This window comes from Streptomyces sp. 351MFTsu5.1, assembly GCF_000383655.1.
In the GTDB taxonomy this organism is placed as follows: domain Bacteria; phylum Actinomycetota; class Actinomycetes; order Streptomycetales; family Streptomycetaceae; genus Streptomyces; species Streptomyces griseorubiginosus.
Genome location: NZ_KB911794.1, coordinates 159,671 through 179,876, shown reverse-complemented (window position 1 = coordinate 179,876; position 20,206 = coordinate 159,671). Strand labels below are relative to the sequence as shown.

Annotated in this window: 16 protein-coding genes; 3 read left to right on the top strand and 13 right to left on the bottom strand. The window is 71.4% G+C overall.

Going from position 1 to position 20,206, the window contains the following annotated elements:
- From H295_RS0134650 to H295_RS0134630, 5 genes are all read right to left on the bottom strand, one after another.
- Nucleotides 1-434: NAD(P)-binding domain-containing protein (locus H295_RS0134650; protein WP_020139951.1), on the bottom strand; the 434-nt coding region annotated here is incomplete at its 3' end.
- Between the two features lie 110 nt (nucleotides 435-544).
- On the bottom strand, nucleotides 545-1,069 hold the full coding sequence (ilvN, locus tag H295_RS0134645; protein WP_020139950.1) for an acetolactate synthase small subunit: 525 nt from the start codon (nucleotides 1,067-1,069) through the stop codon (nucleotides 545-547).
- A 21-nt stretch (nucleotides 1,070-1,090) separates the two neighbouring features.
- A complete protein-coding gene (locus H295_RS0134640; RefSeq protein ID WP_028810017.1) occupies nucleotides 1,091-2,935 on the bottom strand; it encodes an acetolactate synthase large subunit in 1,845 nt (614 codons plus the stop codon).
- A gap of 207 nt (nucleotides 2,936-3,142) precedes the next feature.
- On the bottom strand, nucleotides 3,143-6,130 hold the full coding sequence (locus H295_RS0134635) for a putative bifunctional diguanylate cyclase/phosphodiesterase (RefSeq protein WP_020139948.1): 2,988 nt from the start codon (nucleotides 6,128-6,130) through the stop codon (nucleotides 3,143-3,145).
- Between the two features lie 393 nt (nucleotides 6,131-6,523).
- On the bottom strand, nucleotides 6,524-7,486 hold the full coding sequence (locus H295_RS0134630; protein ID WP_199788653.1) for a 2-hydroxyacid dehydrogenase: 963 nt from the start codon (nucleotides 7,484-7,486) through the stop codon (nucleotides 6,524-6,526).
- Between the two features lie 76 nt (nucleotides 7,487-7,562).
- Between H295_RS0134630 and H295_RS0134625 the strand changes: the two genes are divergently transcribed.
- Together H295_RS0134625 and H295_RS0134620 are read left to right on the top strand one after the other, a co-directional pair.
- Nucleotides 7,563-8,561: an aldo/keto reductase gene (locus tag H295_RS0134625; protein ID WP_020139946.1), complete on the top strand. Its 999-nt coding sequence runs from the start codon at nucleotides 7,563-7,565 to the stop codon at nucleotides 8,559-8,561.
- Nucleotides 8,562-8,779: 218 nt separating this feature from the next.
- Entirely contained in the window at nucleotides 8,780-9,955 is a 1,176-nt protein-coding gene (locus H295_RS0134620; RefSeq protein WP_043218441.1) for a PQQ-dependent sugar dehydrogenase, read from the top strand.
- Here the strand turns inward: H295_RS0134620 and H295_RS0134615 are convergent.
- The 7 genes from H295_RS0134615 to H295_RS0134585 form a co-directional block, all read right to left on the bottom strand.
- Nucleotides 9,948-10,148 (bottom strand): DUF6191 domain-containing protein, encoded by a 201-nt coding sequence (locus H295_RS0134615; RefSeq protein WP_020139944.1) that lies wholly within the window; start codon nucleotides 10,146-10,148, stop codon nucleotides 9,948-9,950. The two genes, H295_RS0134620 and H295_RS0134615, sit on opposite strands and share 8 nt — an antisense overlap.
- A gap of 34 nt (nucleotides 10,149-10,182) precedes the next feature.
- Nucleotides 10,183-13,245, bottom strand: a complete 3,063-nt coding sequence (locus H295_RS0134610) for a helix-turn-helix transcriptional regulator (protein ID WP_020139943.1) — start codon at nucleotides 13,243-13,245, stop codon at nucleotides 10,183-10,185.
- A 107-nt stretch (nucleotides 13,246-13,352) separates the two neighbouring features.
- Nucleotides 13,353-13,541 (bottom strand): hypothetical protein, encoded by a 189-nt coding sequence (locus H295_RS0134605; RefSeq protein ID WP_028810015.1) that lies wholly within the window; start codon nucleotides 13,539-13,541, stop codon nucleotides 13,353-13,355.
- Nucleotides 13,542-13,737: 196 nt separating this feature from the next.
- Nucleotides 13,738-14,331, bottom strand: coding sequence for a hypothetical protein (locus H295_RS0134600; protein WP_028810014.1), 594 nt, complete (start codon nucleotides 14,329-14,331; stop codon nucleotides 13,738-13,740).
- A gap of 35 nt (nucleotides 14,332-14,366) precedes the next feature.
- Complete coding sequence (locus H295_RS0134595) at nucleotides 14,367-14,939, bottom strand: GNAT family N-acetyltransferase (RefSeq protein WP_020139940.1); 573 nt, start codon at nucleotides 14,937-14,939, stop codon at nucleotides 14,367-14,369.
- The gene (locus H295_RS0134590) at nucleotides 14,917-17,160 is read right to left on the bottom strand and encodes an MMPL family transporter (RefSeq protein WP_020139939.1); all 2,244 of its coding nucleotides are present in this window, start codon (nucleotides 17,158-17,160) and stop codon (nucleotides 14,917-14,919) included. Before H295_RS0134590 ends, H295_RS0134595 begins: the two co-directional genes overlap by 23 nt.
- 205 nt (nucleotides 17,161-17,365) lie before the next feature.
- Nucleotides 17,366-17,683, bottom strand: coding sequence for a hypothetical protein (locus tag H295_RS0134585; RefSeq protein ID WP_020139938.1), 318 nt, complete (start codon nucleotides 17,681-17,683; stop codon nucleotides 17,366-17,368).
- 139 nt (nucleotides 17,684-17,822) lie between these two features.
- On the opposite strand from H295_RS0134585, the gene H295_RS0134580 reads away from it, so the two are divergent.
- Complete coding sequence (locus tag H295_RS0134580; RefSeq protein ID WP_020139937.1) at nucleotides 17,823-18,638, top strand: SAM-dependent methyltransferase; 816 nt, start codon at nucleotides 17,823-17,825, stop codon at nucleotides 18,636-18,638.
- A gap of 51 nt (nucleotides 18,639-18,689) precedes the next feature.
- On the opposite strand, the gene gatB is transcribed toward H295_RS0134580, so the two are convergent.
- The gene (gene gatB, locus H295_RS0134575; protein WP_020139936.1) at nucleotides 18,690-20,204 is read right to left on the bottom strand and encodes an Asp-tRNA(Asn)/Glu-tRNA(Gln) amidotransferase subunit GatB; all 1,515 of its coding nucleotides are present in this window, start codon (nucleotides 20,202-20,204) and stop codon (nucleotides 18,690-18,692) included.
- Nucleotides 20,205-20,206 lie beyond the last annotated feature (2 nt).

Below are 20,206 nucleotides of genomic sequence, written 5' to 3'. Positions count from 1 at the left end.
CGGCCCTCCTCGTACTGGCGGCGCACGAGGTGACCGGGGCCCTTGGGGGCGACCATGCAGACGTCGACGCCCGCCGGCGGCTTGATGAAGTCGAAGCGGATGTTCAGGCCGTGACCGAAGAACAGCGCGTCGCCGTCGCTCAGGTTGTCCTTGACGGACTCCTCGTAGACCTGGGCCTGGATCGGGTCCGGGACCAGGATCATGATGACGTCGGCCTCGGCGGCGGCCTCGGACGGCGTCACCACGCGCAGGCCCTGCTCCTCGGCCTTGGCCTTGGACTTGGAGCCCTCGTGCAGACCGACACGCACGTCGACACCCGAGTCACGGAGCGACAGCGCGTGGGCGTGGCCCTGGCTGCCGTAACCGATGACCGCGACCTTGCGGCCCTGGATGATGGACAGGTCGGCGTCGGCGTCGTAGAACAGCTCGGCCACTTTGGGTTCTCTCCTTGTGTGCAGGTGTTGCGTCCCACCGTATGACGGCGGAGTGGGATGAAGTCTCGGGGTCTCGGTATACGGGCGGCCGGGGCCGCCCGTACCCGGTGTCACGCGCTGCGGTCGAGGGCGCGCAGCGAGCGGTCGGTGATGGAGCGGGCGCCGCGGCCGATCGCGATGGTGCCGGACTGGACCAGCTCCTTGATGCCGAAGGGCTCCAGCATCTTCAGCATCGCGGACAGCTTGTCGCTGGAACCGGTGGCCTCGATCGTGACGGCCTCCGGGGAGACGTCGACGGTCTTGGCGCGGAACAGCTGGACGATCTCGACGATCTGGGAGCGCGTCTCGTTGTCGGCGCGCACCTTCACCAGAACGAGTTCACGGTGAACGGCCTGTCCCGGCTCCAGCTCGACGATCTTCAGCACCTCGACGAGCTTGTTGAGCTGCTTGGTGACCTGCTCCAGGGGCAGCGCGTCGACGCTCACCACGATCGTGATGCGGGAGATGTCGGCGTGCTCGGTCACCCCGACCGCGAGCGAGTCGATGTTGAAGCCGCGGCGCGAGAAGAGGGCCGCGATCCGGGCCAGGATGCCCGGCTTGTTCTCCACCAGGACGGAGAGCGTGTGCTTGGACATGATCTTTTACGTCTCTCTCGCTCAGTCGTCTTCGTTGTCGCCGAAGTCGGGGCGGACGTCCCGGGCGGCCATGATCTCGTCGTTGGAGGTGCCGGCGGCGACCATCGGCCACACCATCGCGTCCTCGTGGACGATGAAGTCGACGACGACGGGGCGGTCGTTGATGGAGTTGGCCTCCGCGATGACCTTGTCCAGGTCCTCCGGGCGTTCGCAGCGCAGGCCCACGCAGCCCATCGCCTCGGACAGCTTCACGAAGTCCGGCACGCGCGTGCCCTTCGCGTCCGGGTTGATGTCCTCGGGACCGCTGTGCAGCACGGTGTTGGAGTAGCGCTGGTTGTAGAAGAGGGTCTGCCACTGGCGGACCATCCCGAGGGCGCCGTTGTTGATGATGGCGACCTTGATCGGGATGTTGTTCAGGGCGCAGGTGGTGAGTTCCTGGTTGGTCATCTGGAAGCAGCCGTCGCCGTCGATCGCCCAGACGGTGTTGCCCGGCATGCCGGCCTTGGCGCCCATCGCGGCCGGGACCGCGTAGCCCATGGTGCCGGCGCCGCCGGAGTTCAGCCAGGTCGCGGGCTTCTCGTACTGGATGAAGTGCGCGGACCACATCTGGTGCTGGCCGACGCCCGCGGCGAAGATCGTGTCCTCGGGGGCGAGCTGCCCGATCCGCTCGATGACCTGCTGCGGGGAGAGCGAGCCGTCGGCGGGCAGGTCGTAGCCGAGCGGGTAGGTCTCGCGCCACCGGGACAGGTCCTTCCACCAGGCGCTGTAGTCGCCCTGGTGGCCCTCGCTGTGCTCCTTCTGGACGGCCTGGACCAGGTCGGCGATGACCTCGCGGGCGTCACCGACGATCGGCACGTCGGCGGCGCGGTTCTTGCCGATCTCGGCCGGGTCGATGTCGGCGTGGACGATCTTGGCGTGCGGGGCGAAGCTGTCCAGCTTGCCGGTGACGCGGTCGTCGAAACGGGTACCGAGGGCGACGATCAGGTCGGCCTTCTGGAGCGCGGTGACGGCGGTGACCGAACCGTGCATACCCGGCATTCCCACGTGCAGCGGGTGGCTGTCGGGGAACGCGCCGAGCCCCATCAGGGTGGTGGTGACGGGAGCTCCGGTGAGTTCTGCGAGGACCTTCAGCTCCGCGGTGGCGCCGGCCTTGATGACACCGCCGCCGACGTAGAGGACGGGCCGCTTGGCCTGGGTGATCAGCTTGGCGCCCTCGCGGATCTGCTTGGCGTGCGGCTTGGTCACCGGGCGGTAGCCGGGCAGGTCCATGACCGGCGGCCAGGAGAAGGTCGTCTTCGCCTGGAGGGCGTCCTTGGCGATGTCGACCAGCACCGGACCGGGGCGTCCCGTGGAGGCGATGTGGAAGGCCTGCGCGATGACCCGCGGGATGTCCTCGGCCTTGGTGACCAGGAAGTTGTGCTTGGTGATCGGCATGGTGATGCCGACGATGTCCGCCTCCTGGAAGGCGTCCGTGCCGATCGCCTTGGAGGCCACCTGCCCGGTGATCGCCACGAGCGGCACCGAGTCCATGTGGGCGTCCGCGATCGGGGTCACCAGGTTGGTCGCGCCGGGGCCCGAAGTCGCCATGCAGACACCGACCTTGCCGGTGGCCTGCGCGTAGCCGGTGGCCGCGTGACCCGCGCCCTGCTCATGACGGACCAGGACGTGCCGCACCCGGGTGGAGTCCATCAGCGGGTCGTACGCCGGAAGGATGGCACCGCCGGGGATACCGAATACCGTCTCGGCGCCGACCTCCTCGAGAGAGCGGATGAGGGACTTCGCGCCCGTGACGTGCTCGGGTGCGGACTGCTGTCCTCCGGATCGGGGCCGCGGCTGCGGATGGGCCCCGGTGGCCTGCTCGGTCATCGTCATTCTCTTCTCGATGCTGAGGGTGTGAAGCTGAGGTGGGGAGGCTGGGCAACAAAAAACCCCTCGTGCCGTAAGGCAAGCGAGGGGAGCGCGCCGGGTGGGGATCGCTGAGCGGTCTGTGGCTCAGCGTCAGCCGACGCGCTTTCCAAGTACGAGAATTCGGGTGCGCATGGGACTGACCCTCCCCCCGGCACGCACTCACTGTCAAGTGGGTGGGACGGGAGTCTCATTATGTGAGCGGAGGGTCGTCCCACCACCGAGTACGGCCGTCATGCTTCCGGTGTACACCCCCGCACCGCCTCCGGCGAACGCGGGTTCGGCGGGGCCGTGCGGCACCGGGTAGTGCCCCGAGGCCAGGGCGCGGCGGAGCCGGTACTCGTCGAGCGGTCCGGAGAACGCCATGCCCTGCCCGTGGGTGCAGCCCATCGCGCGCAGGGCGACAACCTGCTCGGGCAGGCCCACCCCGTCGGCCACGGACTGGAGCCCGAGGTCCCCGGCGATTCTGAGCAGCCCGCTGGTGATCTTGTGCAGGCGCGCGGACTCCACGACGCCCTCGACCAGGCTGCGGTCGAGCTTCAGCACGTCGACGGGGAGCCTGCGCAGCGCGGTGATCGCCGCGTAGCCGCTGCCGAAGCCGTCCAGGGCGATCCGGACCCCGACGCGCCGGATCGCGGTCAGCCGGCGCTCCAGCTCGTCCAGGGAGACCCGGGGGTCGGTGTCGGAGAGCTCGATGAGCAGCGAGCCCGACGGCAGGCCGTGCCGGGTCAGCAGGGCCTCCACGGAGCCCAGGGGCAGTGAACGGTCCAGCAGCCGCTGGGCGTTCATCCGGACCGCGACCGGCACGGTCAGACCGTTCGCGGCCCGTTCGGCGGCCTGTTCGACGGCCTCCTCCAGGATCCAGCGGCCGAGCTCCTGGGTCCGGTCGCTGTCCTCGGCCACCCGCAGGAACTCGGCGGGCGTGAACAGCACCCCTTGCGAGGACCGCCAGCGCGCCTGGGCGCTGACGGAGGTGATCCGGCCGTCCTCCAGACACACCACGGGCTGGTGCAGCAGGGCGAACTCGCCGTCGTGCAGCGCGGCACGCAGGCGCGTGGCCAGCTCCGCCTTCCGTACGACGTCCTGCTGCATCTGGGGCGCGTACAGCTCGACGCGGCCCTTGCCGCCCGCCTTGGCGCGGTACATCGCCAGGTCCGCGTTGCGCAGGAGCTCGCCCGCGCCGAGGCCGGGCTCGGCGAAGGCGACGCCGATGGAGGCGGCGACCCGGACATCGTTGCCGTCGATGAGGTAGGGCTGCGAGAGCGTGATCCTGAGGCGGTCGGCGAGCTCCAGGATGTTGCCCTCGCGGACGGTGCGGTCGCGGGTGCCGTCCCCGACGATCAGGGCGGCGAACTCGTCCCCGCCGAGCCGGGAGGCGGTGTCGCCGTGCCGGACCGAGTCCTGGAGTCTGCGGGCGGCCTGGACGAGCAGTTCGTCCCCTGCCTGGTGCCCGATGGTGTCGTTGACGGCCTTGAAGCCGTCCAGGTCGATGAAGAGGACGGCGGTGCCGCGGTCGGAGGAGCGGCGGCCGGACAGGGCCTGCTGGACGCGCTGCGTGAACAGGGCCCGGTTGGGCAGGTCGGTGAGCGGGTCGTGCTCGGCGTTGTGCTGGAGCTGCGCCTGGAGGCGCACTCTCTCGGTGACGTCCCGGCTGTTGAAGATGAGGCCGCCTTGATGGCGGTTGACGGTGGACTCGACGTTGAGCCAGCCCCCGTCGCCGGACCGGAAGCGGCATTCGATGCGGGTGGTGGGCTCCTCAAGGGGGTTGGCGGCGAGGAAGCGGCGCACCTCGTGCACCACGCAGCCCAGGTCCTCGGGATGGATGAGACCGGCCAGTTCGGTGCCCACCAGGTCCTCGGCGGGGCAGCCGTAGACGCCGGCGGCGGCCGGGGAGACGTACCGGAGGATGCCGTTCGGGGCGGCGATCATGATGACGTCGCTGGAGCCCTGCACCAGGGAGCGGAAGTGGTTCTCCTTCTGCGCGAGTTCCTGGGTCAGGGTGATGTTGTCGAGCAGCATGATCCCCTGGCGCACCACGAGGGCGAGCACGACGGTGCCGCCGGTGAGCAGCACCACGCGGTCCACGCTGCGGCCGTTGAGGACGTTGTAGAGGATCCCCAGGGTGCAGACGGCGGCCGCCAGATAGGGGGTGAGCGCGGCCAGCGACCCGGTGATGGGGCGGGTGGCCGGGTACCGGCTGTGGTCACCACCCTGGGCGGAGGGGTGGTGCTGGATCCCGAACCGGTGCCGGGGCAGGTGCTCGTGGACCACGCGGGTGCGCCCCGTCGGGGGCTTCCGGTCGGGTTCCGGGCGCCGGGGTGCGGCCCAGGGGGCGTAGGCGAGGAGCAGGGAGCCGGCGAACCAGCCCGCGTCCAGCAGTTGGCCCGAACGGTAGTTGTTGTGCAGCAGCGGCGAGGTGAACAGGGCGTCGCACATCACGGTCAGGGCGAGCGCGCCGATCGCGGTGTTCACCGCCGTGCGGTTGACCGCCGAGCGCCGGAAGTGCAGCGCGAGGACCATGCTGACGAGGGCGATGTCGAGCAGCGGGTACGCCAGGGACAGCGCGGTGTGCGCGACGCTCGGCCCCTCGGACTTCGCCGCCTGGGCGAGGGCGAGGCTCCAGGAGAGCGTGAGCAGCGAGCCGCCGATCAGCCAGGCGTCGAGGCCCAGGCAGACCCAGCCGGCCTTGGTGACCGGGCGCTTGGCGAGGACCAGCAGGCCCACGATGGCCGGTGGCGCGAAGCAGAGGAAGAAGGCGTCGGCGTAGGAGGGGCTGGGCACGGGCCGTCCCAGGACGACCTCGTACCACCCCCAGATCAGGTTGCCGAGGGCCGCCATCGCCGAGGAGAGCGCGAAGAGCAGCCAGGCGGGTCGAAAGCGGACCCGACGCCCGCGGGCGTACAGGAAGCAGGACACGGCGGCGGTGCCGGCCGCGGCGCTCAGCCCGAAGTCGCCCATGATCAGGGCGGCTTCGCGCGAGCCCCAGTCGAGCGCGGAACCGATGGCGTATCCCGCGCAGACCAGGGCGAGGAGGAGTTGGTGGACCAGGCGCGTCCCGTCGCGGGAGGCCGGCGGCCGGCTGGGCTGCGCCCCCCGCGCGGGCTGGACCCGCAGCGCTCCGTCGAGTGTGGTCGTGGGAGACGGGGGCGAGGTCACCGGGTCCTCCCGGTCCGCACCGCTCCGGGGTCCCGGGGGTCCGGGTGCGCCGGGTGCGCATGCCTCCTGCGGCTGTTGTGCCTGCGGTGGTGATGGCTGTGGTGGCCGCAGTGACCGGCGTGATGACCGCGTCTGCGCGCGGCTGTCTGCCAGGGTCGCCGTCGGCGGCTCCGCCGCGTCGGATCGCTCGTCCATAGGCCGTGCATCGCCCGTCGCCCCCCTCACAGTCTGCAATGTCCATCCCCGGCGCCGAACGGTGCGCGGCGCAGCCCCTGTCCGGACGATACACCAGTCTCGTCACTCAGGGACATAGTTCCTCTACGCTCCGTGACGATCAGGGGAGTTGGGAGCGCGGACCGCGTCCGAAAGGTTGCGGAGGGTACCGAAAACGGACTACTCGCCTGCTGTGCCCGTCGTAAGGATCACGTTCCGCAACGGCTCGTGGTTCACGAAGCGGTTCAACTGGTCCGTCAGGAGCCTCTTGGCCCGGGGCAGGAAGGCCGAGCTGGGTCCGCCGACGTGCGGGCTGATGAGGACGCCCGGCGCCTGCCAGAGGGGGTGCCCCGGGGGCAGCGGCTCGGGGTCCACCACGTCCAGGGCGGCCGTGATGCGTCCGGTCTCCAGCTCGGCGAGCAGGGCCTTGGTGTCGACGACCGGGCCGCGGGCGACGTTCACCAGCAGCGCGCCGTCCTTCATCTTGGCCAGGAACTCCGCGTCCACCAGACCGCGCGTGGTGTCGTTCAGCGGGGTGGAGAGGATGACGACGTCCGCCTCGGGGAGCAGGGCGGGCAGCTCGGTGAGCGGGTGCACCGGGCCGCGCTCCGTGGTGCGCGCGGAGCGCGCGACGCGCGCCACCCGCGCGACCTCGAAGGGCACGAGCCGGTCCTCGATCGCGGCGCCGATCGCGCCGTAGCCGATGACGAGCACGTTCTTGTCGGCGAGCGCGGGATGGAAGTCGCCCTGCCAGTGCTCCTGTTGCTGCGCCCGGACGAAGCCGGGGACGCCGCGCAGGGAGGCGAGGGTCAGGGTGAGGGCCAGCTCGGCGGTGCTGGCCTCGTGCACACCGCGTGCGTTGCAGAGCCGGACGCCGGGCGGCAGGTCCGACAGCCGTGGCATGACGTCGTCGACACCGGCCGTGAGCGTCTGGACGACCTGGAGGTTCGGCATCTGCGCCAGCGGCCGCACCTTGACCGGCTGCCGCTTCATGTACGGCACGACGTACAGGACGCAGTCCGCCGGGTCGCCGGGGAACTCCTGGGCGCCGTCCTCACCCCCGTCCCAGAACCGGTAGACGGGCCCTTCGGGGAGCCCGGCGATCTCGTCCGGCGGGATGGGGAGCCACACGTCAGCAGTCATGCCTGGAGGCTATGTCAGGCGGCCGGTGACCCAGAGGTTAGGTTGGGGGCTCGGGGAAAGAGAGGGTCACGGGCAGGTGGAGCGCAGGACGATCGGCGCGGCGGCGCTCGCGGTGGGAGCCGTCGGACTCGGGTGCATGCCGATGAGCTGGGCCTACAGCGGCTCGCGGCAGCGGGGCGACGAGTCGGTCAGGGCCGTGCACCGGGCGCTCGATCTGGGCTCGACCCTCCTGGACACGGCGGACATGTACGGCCCCTTCACCAACGAGCTGCTGCTCGGGCGGGTGTTGAAGGAGCGGCGCGAGGACGCGTTCGTGTCGACCAAGGTCGGGTTGCTGGTGGGCGAGCAGCACATCGTGGCCAACGGCCGCCCCGGCTATGTGAGACGGGCCTGCGACGCGTCCCTGCGGCGGCTCCAGACCGATGTGATCGACCTGTACCAGCTGCACCGCGAGGACCCCGAGGTGCCGGTCGAGGAGACCTGGGGCGCGATGGCGGACCTCGTACGGGCGGGAAAGGTACGGGCGTTGGGGCTGTGCGCGATGGGGGCGCGGGGCGGCCGCCGGTCCGGGACCCGGCTGCACGACGCGACGATCCGGCAGTTGCGGCGGGTCCAGCAGGTCTTCCCGGTGAGCGCGGTGGAGGCCGAGCTGTCGGTGTGGTCGCGGGAGGCGATGGAGACGCTGCTGCCGTGGTGCGCGGAGCGCGGCATCGGGTTCCTGGCGGCGATGCCGCTGGGCAACGGCTTCCTGACCGGCACCCTCACCCCGGGGCAGGGCTTCGAACCGGACGACGTCCGCGCCCGTCACCCCCGCTTCACCGCCGAGATGATGGCCGCGAACCAGCCGGTCGTCTCCGGCCTGCGCCGCGTCGCGGCCCGCCACGGGGAGTCGGTCACCCCGGCCCAGGTGGCGCTGGCGTGGGTCCTGGCCCAGGGCTCCCACGTGATTCCGGTCCCGGGCGCCAAGCGGGAGCGGTGGGTGACGGAGAACGCGGCGGCAACGCATCTGCGACTGACCGCCCGGGACCTGACGGAGCTGGCGGAACTGCCGCCCGCGCTGGGGTCGTGGGACTGAGCGCGGCGGGCAGCGGAGAGTGGCACGCGGCTGCACGCGGCAAGCAGCAGACGGCTGCGGGCAGCGGGCGTGGCCGGCGGTTGCACACGGCGGGCCGAGGGGCTCCGGCTCCCCGCGGGCGTCGTTCGGGCACCGGGTCGGGCATCAGGTCGTGGAGATCGGGAACCTGTGAGGCGCGAGCGGTGTATGACAGGGAGAACCGCCGCTTCGAAGGGACCATGATCGTGCATCGTCGAGCTGTGACGGCCGTGCTGGCCGCGACCACGCTCCTGCTGACGGCCGGCTGCTCCTCCGACGGCTCGGGAGACGACTCCCCGGGCGGCGGCACCGCCCCCGCGTCCAGCGGTACGGCCCCGGGCTCCTCCCCCACCCGGCAGGCCGCCGAGGCGACCCCGCCGGCGAAGGGCTCGGTGAAGGTGCTGCGCACGGTCACCGAGGGGCTCAAGACTCCCTGGGGCCTCGCTCCGCTCCCCGACGGCGACCTGCTCGTCTCCTCCCGCGACGACGGCACGATCACCCGCGTCGACGGCCGATCCGGCAAGAAGACGGAACTGGGGGAGGTGTCCGGGGTCTCCGCGGCCGGCGAGGGCGGCCTCCTCGGCATCGCCCTCTCCCCGGACTACGCCTCCGACCACATGGTGTACGCCTACTTCACCTCCGAGTCGGACAACCGCGTCGTCAGGATGGTCTACGACGAGCGGAAGGCGCCCGGCGAGCAGCTCGGTGCCCCCGACACCGTCTTCAAGGGCATCCCGAAGGGCTTCATCCACAACGGCGGCCGTATTGCCTTCGGCCCGGACAGGATGCTCTACGCGGGCACCGGCGAGAGCGGCGACACCGGCCTGGCCCAGGACCGGAAGTCCCTGGGCGGCAAGATCCTGCGCCTGACCCCGGAGGGCGACCCCGCCCCGGGCAACCCGTTCCCCGGCTCCCCGGTGTACTCCTACGGCCACCGCAATGTGCAGGGCCTCGCCTGGGACTCGAAGCAGCGGCTGTTCGCCTCGGAGTTCGGCCAGGACACCTGGGACGAACTGAACGCGATCAAGCCCGGCGGCAACTACGGCTGGCCGGACGCCGAGGGCCGTTCCGACGACAAGAAGTTCCAGAACCCGGTGGCCCAGTGGCACACCGACGACGCCTCCCCCAGCGGTGTCGCCTACGCCGAGGGGTCCGTCTGGATGGCCGGGCTCAAGGGCCGGCGCCTGTGGCGCATCCCGCTGAACGGCACGGAGGCCTCCGCCGACCCCCAGTCCTTCCTGACGGGCGAGTACGGCCGGCTGCGCACGGTGGTCTCCGCGGGCGGGAACAAGCTGTGGCTCGTCACCAGCAACACCGACGGCCGCGGCAGCCCGAAGGACGGCGACGACCGGATCCTGGAGATCCAGGTCAGCTAGCCGGCCGCTCCTCGTCGTCCTCGACCGGGTCCGGCCTGGGCAGGCGGACGACGACCTTCCCGGAGGTGAGGTCTATCGGTCCGCGCCCGGGGTCGCCGTCACCGACGTCCTCCCGGGTCAGCTCCAGCCGCTTCTGTTCGTCGTGGGTGTGCTTGCGGCCGGGTGCGAACAGTTCCTCGAACATGTTGAACATGCGGCCTCCCTGCCGGTCTCCTCCACCGTACGCCTCACTCTGTGACCGGCGCGTGGAGAGCCCTCTCGGGAAACAGTCCCAGCCGGTGCGCGACCGCCGCGGCCTCGCCCCTGCCGGAGACCGTGAGCTTGGCGAGGATGTTGGAGACATGGACGCTGGCCGTCTTCGGGGAGATGAAGAGTTCCTCGGCGATCTGCCGGTTGGTGCGGCCGAGGGCGACCAGGCGCAGGACGTCGCGTTCCCGGCCGGTGAGGCCGAGGGAGCGGGCCGGGTCTTCGTCCCCCGCAGGTGACTGTGCCGCCCTCAGGGTGAGGCGGGCGCGCTGGGCGAGCAGGGTGACCGCGTCGGCGAGGGGCCGGGCGCCGAGGTGGTCGGCGGCGGCGTGGGCGAGGCGCAGCAGTTCGGTGGCCCGGTCGCGGTCGGGCTGCTCGGCTCCGCCGGGTGCGAACAGCAGGGCCTGGGCGAGCCGGTGGCGGACGCGGGCGAGGTCGTAGGGGCGTTCCAGGGGTTCGAAGGCGGTGACGGCCTCGGACCAGTGGTCGGGGGTGTCGGCGCTCTCGGCGCGCAGGAGTTCGGCCCGCAGCCAGCGTTCGTGGGCCAGCCAGACGGGGGCGTTGGTGGCGAGGGGCCGGGCGGCCTCGCGGATGCGGTCGAGGATCTTCGAGCGGTCCTGTTCGGCGACAGGCAGGCCGAGGGAGTCGGCCTCCGTGGTGGCGGCGGTCAGGAGCAGGGGCCAGGCGTAGCGCTGCGTGCCGGGTGAGAAGCCGGTGTCCAGGACGCGTTCGAGTTCGGCGCGGGCGTCGAGGAGGCGGCCTTCGCCGGCGGCGACCCCGATGGCGAGGGCGGAGAGGGGGAGGTCGTGTTGCGGTGCCCGGTCGTGGGAGCCGAAGTAGCCGCGGGCGGCGGTGAGGTGACGTGCGGCCTCGGAGAGTTCGCCGCGGGCAAGGGCGAGCGTGGCCCGGTTGGCGGCGTGGAAGCCGCGGGGCCGGGCGCTGCGGCCGACGAGTTCAGCCCTGACGGCGGCGTCGGCGGCCTGGTCCCAGCGGCCCAGGGAGTAGAGGGACTCGGCGAGGTTGCCCCAGATCCAGGCCTCCTTGTCGGACAGGCGGAACCTGCGGGCGTAGTCGAGCCCCTCCTCCAGGATCGGGATGGCTTCCCGGGAACGGCCGATGGCTTCGAGGGAGTTGGGCAGGTTGACGTAGACGCGGCTGGCGACGGTGGTGAGCCCGTCGTCCAGGGTCTGGCGCAGGATCTCGAACATCTCGGCGAGGCCGGCCTCGACATCGCCGGACTCGACTGCCAGGCCCGCGTTGGTGAGGCAGGCGTTCATCTCGATCTCGCGGGCTCCGACCATGCGCGCGTACTCCACGGCGCGTTCGGCGGCCGTGACGGCCTCGGGTCCCGGGCAGTGGACCATGGACCAGTTCGCGAAGTTGGACAGCACCTCGGCGTGCACCTCGGACGGCGGCAGCCCGCGGACCAGTTCCTCGGCGGTGGCCAGTTCCGTCCAGCCGTCGCCCCGGGCCAGGCCCTGGACGAGATGCGAGCGCTGGACCCAGAACCAGGCGGCGCGCAGCGGGTCGCCGTCGTCCTCCAGGAGGTGCAGCGCCCGCTTGGTGATCTTCAGGGCGCGTTCCCGCTCGCCGCCCAGGCGTCCGGCGACGGCGGCCTCGGCCATCAGGTCGAGGTAGCGCAGCGGGGTGGTGGCGGGGTCGCAGCCGCAGGGAGGGTAGACCTCGGTGAAGTCGACGGGGCGCAGGGCGGCCCGGATGTCCTCGGGGGCGGTGTCCCAGAGCTCCATCGCGCGTTCCAGGAGCCGCAGTTGTTCGGCGTAGGCGTGCCGGCGGCGGGCGGTGACGGAGGCGTCCAGGACGGCGGGCAGGGCCTTGGCGGGGTCCTGGGCGTGGTACCAGTAGCTGGCCAGGCGCATGACGCGTTCGTCGGCGGGGACCAGCGTGGGGTCGGCGTCCAGGGCCTCGGCGTAGCGCCGGTTGAGGCGGGAGCGTTCGCCGGGCAGCAGGTCGTCGGCTACGGCCTCGCGGACCAGGGAGTGCCGGAAGCGGTAGCCGTCGCCGTCGGGTGCCGGGCTGAGGATGTTCGCGTTCACGGCGGCCCGCAGCGCCTCGATGAGATCGTCCTCGGCGAGCCCGCTGACCGCGGCGAGCAGCCGGTACTCCACGGTGGAGCCGCCCTCGGCGACGACCCGGGCGACCCGCTGGGTGCTCTCGGGCAGGCCCTCCACACGGACCAGGAGCAGGTCGCGCAGCGAGTCGGTGAGGCCGGTGCCGCAGCCCTCGGTGGCGCAGACGGCGAGTTCCTCGACGAAGAAGGCGTTGCCGTCGGAGCGTTCGAAGATGTCGTCGACCTGGCCGGGGTGCGGTTCGGTGGCGAGGATCCCGGCTATCTGGCGGCTCACCTCGTCCCGGGTGAAGCGGCCGAGTTCGATGCGGCGGACGGTGCGCAGCCGGTCGAGTTCGGCGAGCAGGGGGCGCAGCGGATGGCGGCGGTGGATGTCGTCGGCGCGGTAGGTGGCGAGGACGACCAGGCGGCCGGTGCGCAGGGTGCGGAAGAGGTAGGCGAGGAGGTGACGGGTGGAGGCGTCGGCCCAGTGGAGGTCCTCCAGGGCGACGACCACGGTGCGTTCGGCGGCGACGCGCTCCAGGAGGCGGGCCGTGAGCTCGAAGAGGCGGGCCAGGCTCTCCTCGTCGTGCCGGCCGGTGCGCCGGGCGGGGAGTCCCTCGCCCATCTCGGGCAGCAGCCGGGCCAGTTCCTCCTCCTGGCCCGCGGCCGCCTCTGCGAACTCGGCGGGCAGGGCGCGGTGCAGGGCGCGCAGCGCGGTGGAGAAGGGGGCGAAGGGCAGTCCGTCGGCGCCGATCTCGACGCAGCCGCCGAGGGCGACGACCGCGCCCTGCCGGCAGGCGGCGGTGGCGAACTCCTCGACGAGCCGGGTCTTTCCGACACCGGCCTCACCGCCGAGCAGCAACGCCTGCGGCTCTCCCGCGGCGGCGCGGGAGAGCGCTTCGTTCAGGCTGTTCAGTTCTTCGGTGCGGCCGACGAACACGGGACTGACGGACCTGGTCTGCACGGGCCCGAGCATGACACGCGGGTCCGACAGCGGGGCACCGGTTTTCGCCGGGAGGACGGCCGCGGGGGTGACCGCGGGGACGGGCAGAGCCGTACGGCCGTCCTCTCCTCCCCCGGCGCTCACGCCGTGCGGAGGAACCGGTGCCGCCGGGGGCGGCCGGTATGCGCATCGGTCTCCGCGGTGCGCTCGGCGGCTTCGCGGCGGGCGGCACGGCGGCTGCGCAGGGTCTCGCGGACGAGCCGCTCGTGCTCGGCCTGGCGGATCAGTTCGGCGGATCGGTACTGGGAGAGCTGGTACTCGGCATACATGGCGTGGTCCTCGTGGGAGTCGGTTTCCGGCTTCGCTTTCTGCGATGCCTCCACCTTCGTCTCCGAGGGGGGTCCGCCACATCGGGAGAGTTCCGCATCTTCGCCGCCCGTGGGGGCCTTAGACGCGCGCGAGGGGCCTCAGAGGCTCCGTAAGGTACCTACGGGTGTTCTGAGGCCCCTCGTGACCTGCGCTGATTCAGCTCGTGGACGGCAGGCTCAGCAGGACGTCGGTGTACTTGAGGACGGCCAGGAGCAGTCCGACGACGCCGAGCGCGACACCGCCCCAGGCGACGGACTTGATCCAGCCGGCCTGCGGCCTGCCTGGGGCGCCGAAGGCCGGGCGGGCCAGCACCGCGACGCCGACGATCAGCGCGATCAGCGCGAAGACGCCGCCCCACAGCGCGGTGGCCTTCCAGGCGTCGCCGTAGCCCTCGTCGAGGAGCTTCGCCACGTCGGAGGAGGTCGCGGTCTGCGCGTGCAGCTGGCCGACGAGCGACTGCCGGGCGGACGCCACGGTGCCGACCCAGCTACCGGTCAAGGAGACCAGGCCGAGCGCGGCGGAGACGACGGCTCCCGCGCCCTGGCCGACGCCGGTGGGCCCCTCCTGCTGGGCGGCCTCGGGCAGCTCCTCGCCCTCCTCGTCGTCGATCTCGTCGGTGGCGGTGTCCTCGGCCGGGCCGGCCTCGGTCTCCGTCACCTCGTCGGTCTTGGCGACGTTCACCTTCTCCTCGTCGGTAGTGGCCTCGGCGCCCGTCGCGGCGCCGGTCTCGTCAGCTGTCTTCGTTCCCATGTCGGGCACCGTACGGATCCTGTCTGAGAGGTGTCTTAATGATCGCTGTGAGCGGCACGCCCGCGCGCTTCACGCCATTCGGGGGCCAGAATCGACCACACCTCCAGGTCGTGCCGCACGCCACGATAGGGGTAGGCCTCCCGGCGGACGCCATCGCGGGTCATGCCCAGGCGCCGGGCGACGTTCAGGCTGGGGGTGTTGCCGGCGGAGGCGACCCACTCGATCCGGTGGATGCCGCGCTGGTCCACGGCGTGGTCGATCAGCGTCCGCACGGCCCGCGTGACCAGGCCGCGCCCCGTGCCGGCGGGCTCCAGCCAGCAGCCGACCTCGGCGTTGCCGTTCTCGGCGTCGAAGTTGAGGAAGAGCACACCGCCCACGAGCGTGCCCGCGAGCCACAGGCCGTGCAGGGAGCCGGTGTCGGCGGCGCGCATGTCGGCGTAGCGCTGGAGCACCTCGCGCGCCCCCTGTGCGTCCGTGGCCTTGGCTGCGAAGGGGATGTACTGGTTGATGAACTCCCGCCCGCGTTCCAGGTGGGCCAGGAACTCCTCCGCGTGCCAGGGCTCCAGCGGCCGCAGCTCGGCGTCCTCACCCAGGGATATCGCGTACATCCTCGTCCCGCTCCCTCTCCATCTGCTCCACGACGTCCTGCTCGACGACATCGGTGAGCCTCTCATGCGCGGCGCGGCACTCGGGCGGCTCGATGCTGATGCGGGGCATGCGGCGGTCCAGCCAGCCGGGCAGCCACCAGTTGGCGCCGCCGAGCAGGTGCATGAGGGCGGGGACGAGGAGCGTGCGCAGGACGAAGGCGTCGAGGGCGACGGCGGCGGCGAGCGCGATGCCGAACATGGCGATCACCCGGTCCCCGCTGAGCACGAAGGCGAGGAAGACCGAGATCATGATGACCGCGGCGGAGTTGATCACCCGGCTGGTCTCGGCGAGGCCCACGCGCACGGCCCGCCGGTTGTCCCCGGTCTCCAGCCACTCCTCGTACATCCGGCTGACCAGGAAGACCTGGTAGTCCATGGAGAGCCCGAACAGCACCGAGACCATGATCACGGGCAGGAAGGGTTCGATGGGCCCTGCGCGGCCCAGCCCGAGCAGTTCGCTCCCCCAGCCCCACTGGAAGATCGCCACGACCACTCCGAAGGCGGCGGCGACCGCGGCGACGTTCATCGCGGCGGCCTTGAGCGGGATGCCGACGGAGCGGAAGGCGAGCAGGAGCAGCAGACAGCCCAGGCCGATGACGACGCCGACGAAGAGGGGCAGCTTGCCGACGATGACGTCCGCGAAGTCGTCGTAGGACGCCGTCATCCCGCCGACGTGGATGTCGAGCGTGGTGCCGGTCTCGGCGCGGGGCAGCACCTCGGTGCGCAGCCGTTCGACGAGGTCGCTGGTCTGCCGGGACTGCGGGGCGGAGTCGGGGACGATCGTGAAGTAGGCGAGGTCGCCGCCGGTGTCGTAGGTCACCGGGGTGGTGGAGGCGATGCCCTCGGTGGTGCGCAGGGTGGCGTCGAGGTTGTCGAGGAGGAGCTTGTCCTCGGCGCCGTCGACACGAGTCACCAGGGTGAGGGGGCCGTTGACGCCGGGACCGAAGCCGTCGGCCAGGAGGTCGTAGGCCTGCCGGGTGGTCGAGGACGCGGGGTCGTTGCCCTGGTCGGAGGTGCCGAGGCGCAGGCCCAGGGTGGGCAGGGCGAGGACGGTGATGACCAGCAGGGCGATCGCGCCGAGCAGCTTGGGGTGCCGTTCCACGAAGGCGGACCAGCGGTGGGCGAACCCGGTGGGCAGTTCGGGCTCGGGGCCGTGCTCGGCGAGCCGGCGTCGCTCGCGGCGGCTCAGGGCGCGGGTGCCGATGAGGGAGAGCAGGGCGGGCAGCAGGGTGACGGAGGCTGCGACCGTGAGGACGACGGTCAGGGAGGCGGCTATCGCGACGCCGTTGAGGAAGCCGAGCCGCAGGATCAGCATGCCCAGCAGGGCGATGCACACCGTCGCACCCGCGAAGACGACCGCGCGCCCGGTGGTGGTGACGGCGTTCTCGACGGCCTCGGTGACGCTCAGGCCGCGTTTCAGGCCGCGCCGGTGTCTGGTGACGATGAACAGCGCGTAGTCGATGCCGACGCCGAGCCCGATCAGCATGCCGAGCATGGGCGCGAAGTCGGCGACGGTCATGGCGTGCCCGAGGAGCACGATCCCGGCGTAGGCGGTGCCCACGCCGACCAGGGCCGTGGCGATGGGCAGCAGCGAGGCGGCGAGCGAGCCGAAGGCCAGGAACAGCACCAGGGCGGCCACGAGGACGCCTACGACCTCGGCGACGTGCCCGCCCTTGGACTCGGTGAGGGCGACGGCGCTGCCGCCCAGTTCGACCTGGAGCCCGTCGGCCTCGGCGTCCTTGGCGGTGTCCACCACGGCCCGCGCCTGGGACTTGTCGATGTCCTCGGCGGAGTGGGAGAAGGTGACGTCGGCGTAGGCGGTGTGTCCGTCGGCGCTGATCAGACCGCTGCCCGCGGAGTCGTAGGGGCTGACCACGGAGGCCACCCCGGGCAGGTCCGCGATCTTCTCCAGGGTCGTGGTCATGGTCTGCTCGACGTCGGCGTCCCGGACGGAGCCCGAGTCGACGTGCCAGACGACGGTGTCGCTGTCGCCGCCGAGATGCGGGAAGCCTTCCCGGAGCAGCTGGGTGGCGCGGCCCGACTCGGTGCCCGGGACCTCGTAGTCGTTGGAGTACGCGGAGCCGGTGACAGCGGCGGCCGCGCTCACTCCGCCGAGGGCGAGGAGCCACAGGAGGACGACGACCAGACGGCGTCGGACACACCAGCGTGCGAGGGCTGCCACGAACGTGCTCCCAGGGGTGGAGATTTGTGGATCTTTGGCCGGGAACAGTCGTCCATGTGAGGAACGGCCCGCAAAGAACGCATGAGCAATATGTGGACCACTCTTGCAGGCGAAAGTGATCGTTTATCGCGATCGTGCGTTTATTCACAAGAGTGGGAGGCAGATCACAGGACAGTAACGGCCACTCTGTCACGCCTGTCCGACCTCAGTCGAACTGGTCGCCCAGCGCCATCACCATCACACCCGCGATCAGCAGCCACAGCGCTCTGCGGGTGCGCCCGCGGGAGCCCAGGACGGCCGCCAGCGCGCACACCGCGGCGCCGAGGGCGTAGGCGGCCGGGACCAGCGCGGGGGCGGAGCCGCTCAGCCGGAGCGCCGCCGCGGCCAGGCCGGCGAGGGCCAGCAGGGCGCCGGCACCGGAGGCCGACCAGCGGGCCCGCCGGGCGTCCAGCACCTCGTCGTCGTAGTCCTCCTGCATGCCGGACGGTATGCCGGACGGCTCGGAATTCGCAGGACCGTTCATGGCGGGCGAGCGTAGCGTGTCCCTCCGAGAATCCCAGGGCTTGTCCGCCCCCGGCCGAAGCAGGTGCATTGTTTGAGCGTCCGACCGAGCTCCTCCGTATCCCTTTCCGCCTTTCCGGACTCAAGGAGCCCGTTCACCGATGCCAGACGACATCACCCAGAGGACCTCGCAGACCTCGAATGAGGACCTCACCCAGCGGCTGACCCTGGCCCGCTACCCCCGCAGCAACAGCTACGACGCCCGCTGGGTCGTCGAGAACCAGATGGGCCCGAACGCGCTGTGGCTGCTGGAGTGGCTCGCGCCCGCCCTGGGCCTGGACACCCTGCGCCCCGGCGCCCGCGTGCTCGACCTGGGCTGCGGCCGGGCGATGACCTCGGTCTTCCTGGCCAGGGAGTACGACGTCCAGGTCACCGCGGCCGACCTGTGGATCAAGCCCGACGAGAACGCGCGACGCATCGCCGAGGCCGGTTTCGCCGACCGGGTGCTGCCCGTGCACGCCGAGGCGCACGACCTGCCGTTCGCCGAGGCGAGCTTCGACACGATCGTGAGCATCGACGCGTACCAGTACTTCGGCACGAACGACCTCTATCTGCCCACCCTGACCCGGCTGTTGAAGCCGGGCGGGAGGATCGGGGTCGTCGTGCCCGCGCTGCGGGAGGAGCCGGACGGCATCGAGCCGCCCGAGCATCTCAAGCAGTGGTGGGAGCCCGGCTACTGGTGCTTCCACACCGCCGACTGGTGGCGGCGCCACTGGACCCGCAGCGGGGCCGTCGACGTGGAGACGGCCGACTGGCAGCCGGAGGGCTGGCGGGACTGGCTGCTGTGGTGCGATGTGATCGCCGAGGAGAGCCCCGAGGAGTTCCATCGCACGATGGCCCGCGAGGTGGGCGAGATGGTCCGGGCCGACGAGGGCCGGACACTCGGTTTCGTACGGCTCGTAGGACGCCGTAAGTAGCCGTACGGCCCCGGAGGACATGTCCTCCGGGGCCGTACTCGGCGCTTGGGCTCAGCCTTCGCCGACGCCCAGCTTCTCCAGGATCAGTTCCTTGACGCGGGCCGCGTCGGCCTGACCGCGGGTGGCCTTCATGACCGCGCCGACCAGGGCGCCGGCCGCGGCGACCTTCCCGGAGCGGATCTTGTCGGCGATGCCCGGGTTGCCGGCGATGGCCTCGTCGACGGCGGTGCCGAGGGCACCCTCGTCGGAGACGACCTTCAGACCGCGCTTGTCGACGACCTCGTCCGGGGTGCCTTCGCCCGCGAGAACGCCTTCGATGACCTGGCGGGCGAGCTTGTCGTTCAGGTCGCCCTTCGAGACCAGCTCGGTCACCCGGGCGACCTGCGCCGGGGTGATGGCCAGCTCGTCGAGCGCCTTGCCGGACTCGTTGGCGCTGCGGGCGAGTTCGCCCATCCACCACTTGCGGGCGGAGGCCGCGTCGGCACCCGCGTCGATGGTGGCGACGATCAGGTCCAGGGCACCGGCGTTGAGGATCGCCTGCATGTCCAGGGCCGTGATGCCCCACTCGGCGACCAGCCGGTTGCGGCGCACCAGCGGCAGCTCGGGCAGAGCGGCCCGGATTTCCTCGACCCACGCGCGGGAGGGGGCCACCGGCACGAGGTCCGGCTCGGGGAAGTACCGGTAGTCCTCGGCCTCCTCCTTCACGCGGCCCGAGGTCGTGGACCCCGTGTCCTCGTGGAAGTGCCGGGTCTCCTGGATGATCGTCCCGCCCGAGGACAGGACGGCCGCGTGCCGCTGGATCTCGAAGCGGGCCGCGCGCTCGACGGACCGCAGCGAGTTGACGTTCTTGGTCTCGCTTCGGGTGCCGAACTTCTCGGTGCCGTGCGGGCGCAGCGACAGGTTCACGTCGCAGCGCATCTGGCCCATCTCCATGCGGGCCTCGGAGACGCCGAGCGCCCTGATGACCTCGCGCAGCTCACGGACGTAGGCCCGCGCGACCTCGGGAGCACGCTCGCCCGCGCCCTCGATCGGCTTGGTGACGATCTCGATGAGCGGGATGCCGGCGCGGTTGTAGTCGAGGAGCGAGTGCGAGGCGCCGTGGATGCGGCCCGTCGCGCCGCCCACGTGGGTCGACTTGCCGGTGTCCTCCTCCATGTGGGCGCGCTCGATCTCCACACGGAAGGTCTCGCCGTCCTCCAGCTGCACGTCGAGGTAGCCGTTGAAGGCGATCGGCTCGTCGTACTGGGAGGTCTGGAAGTTCTTCGGCATGTCCGGATAGAAGTAGTTCTTCCGGGCGAAGCGGCACCACTCGGCGATCTCGCAGTTCAGCGCGAGACCGATCCTGATCGCCGACTCGACGCCGATCGCGTTGACGACCGGGAGCGCGCCGGGCAGGCCGAGGCAGGTGGGACAGGTCTGCGTGTTGGCGTCCTGGCCGAGCTCGGTCGAACAGCCGCAGAACATCTTGGTCTTGGTGCCGAGTTCGACATGAACCTCGAGGCCCATGACGGGGTCGTACGACGCGAGAGCGTCCTCGTACGACACCAGGTCGGTCGTGGTGGTCACGG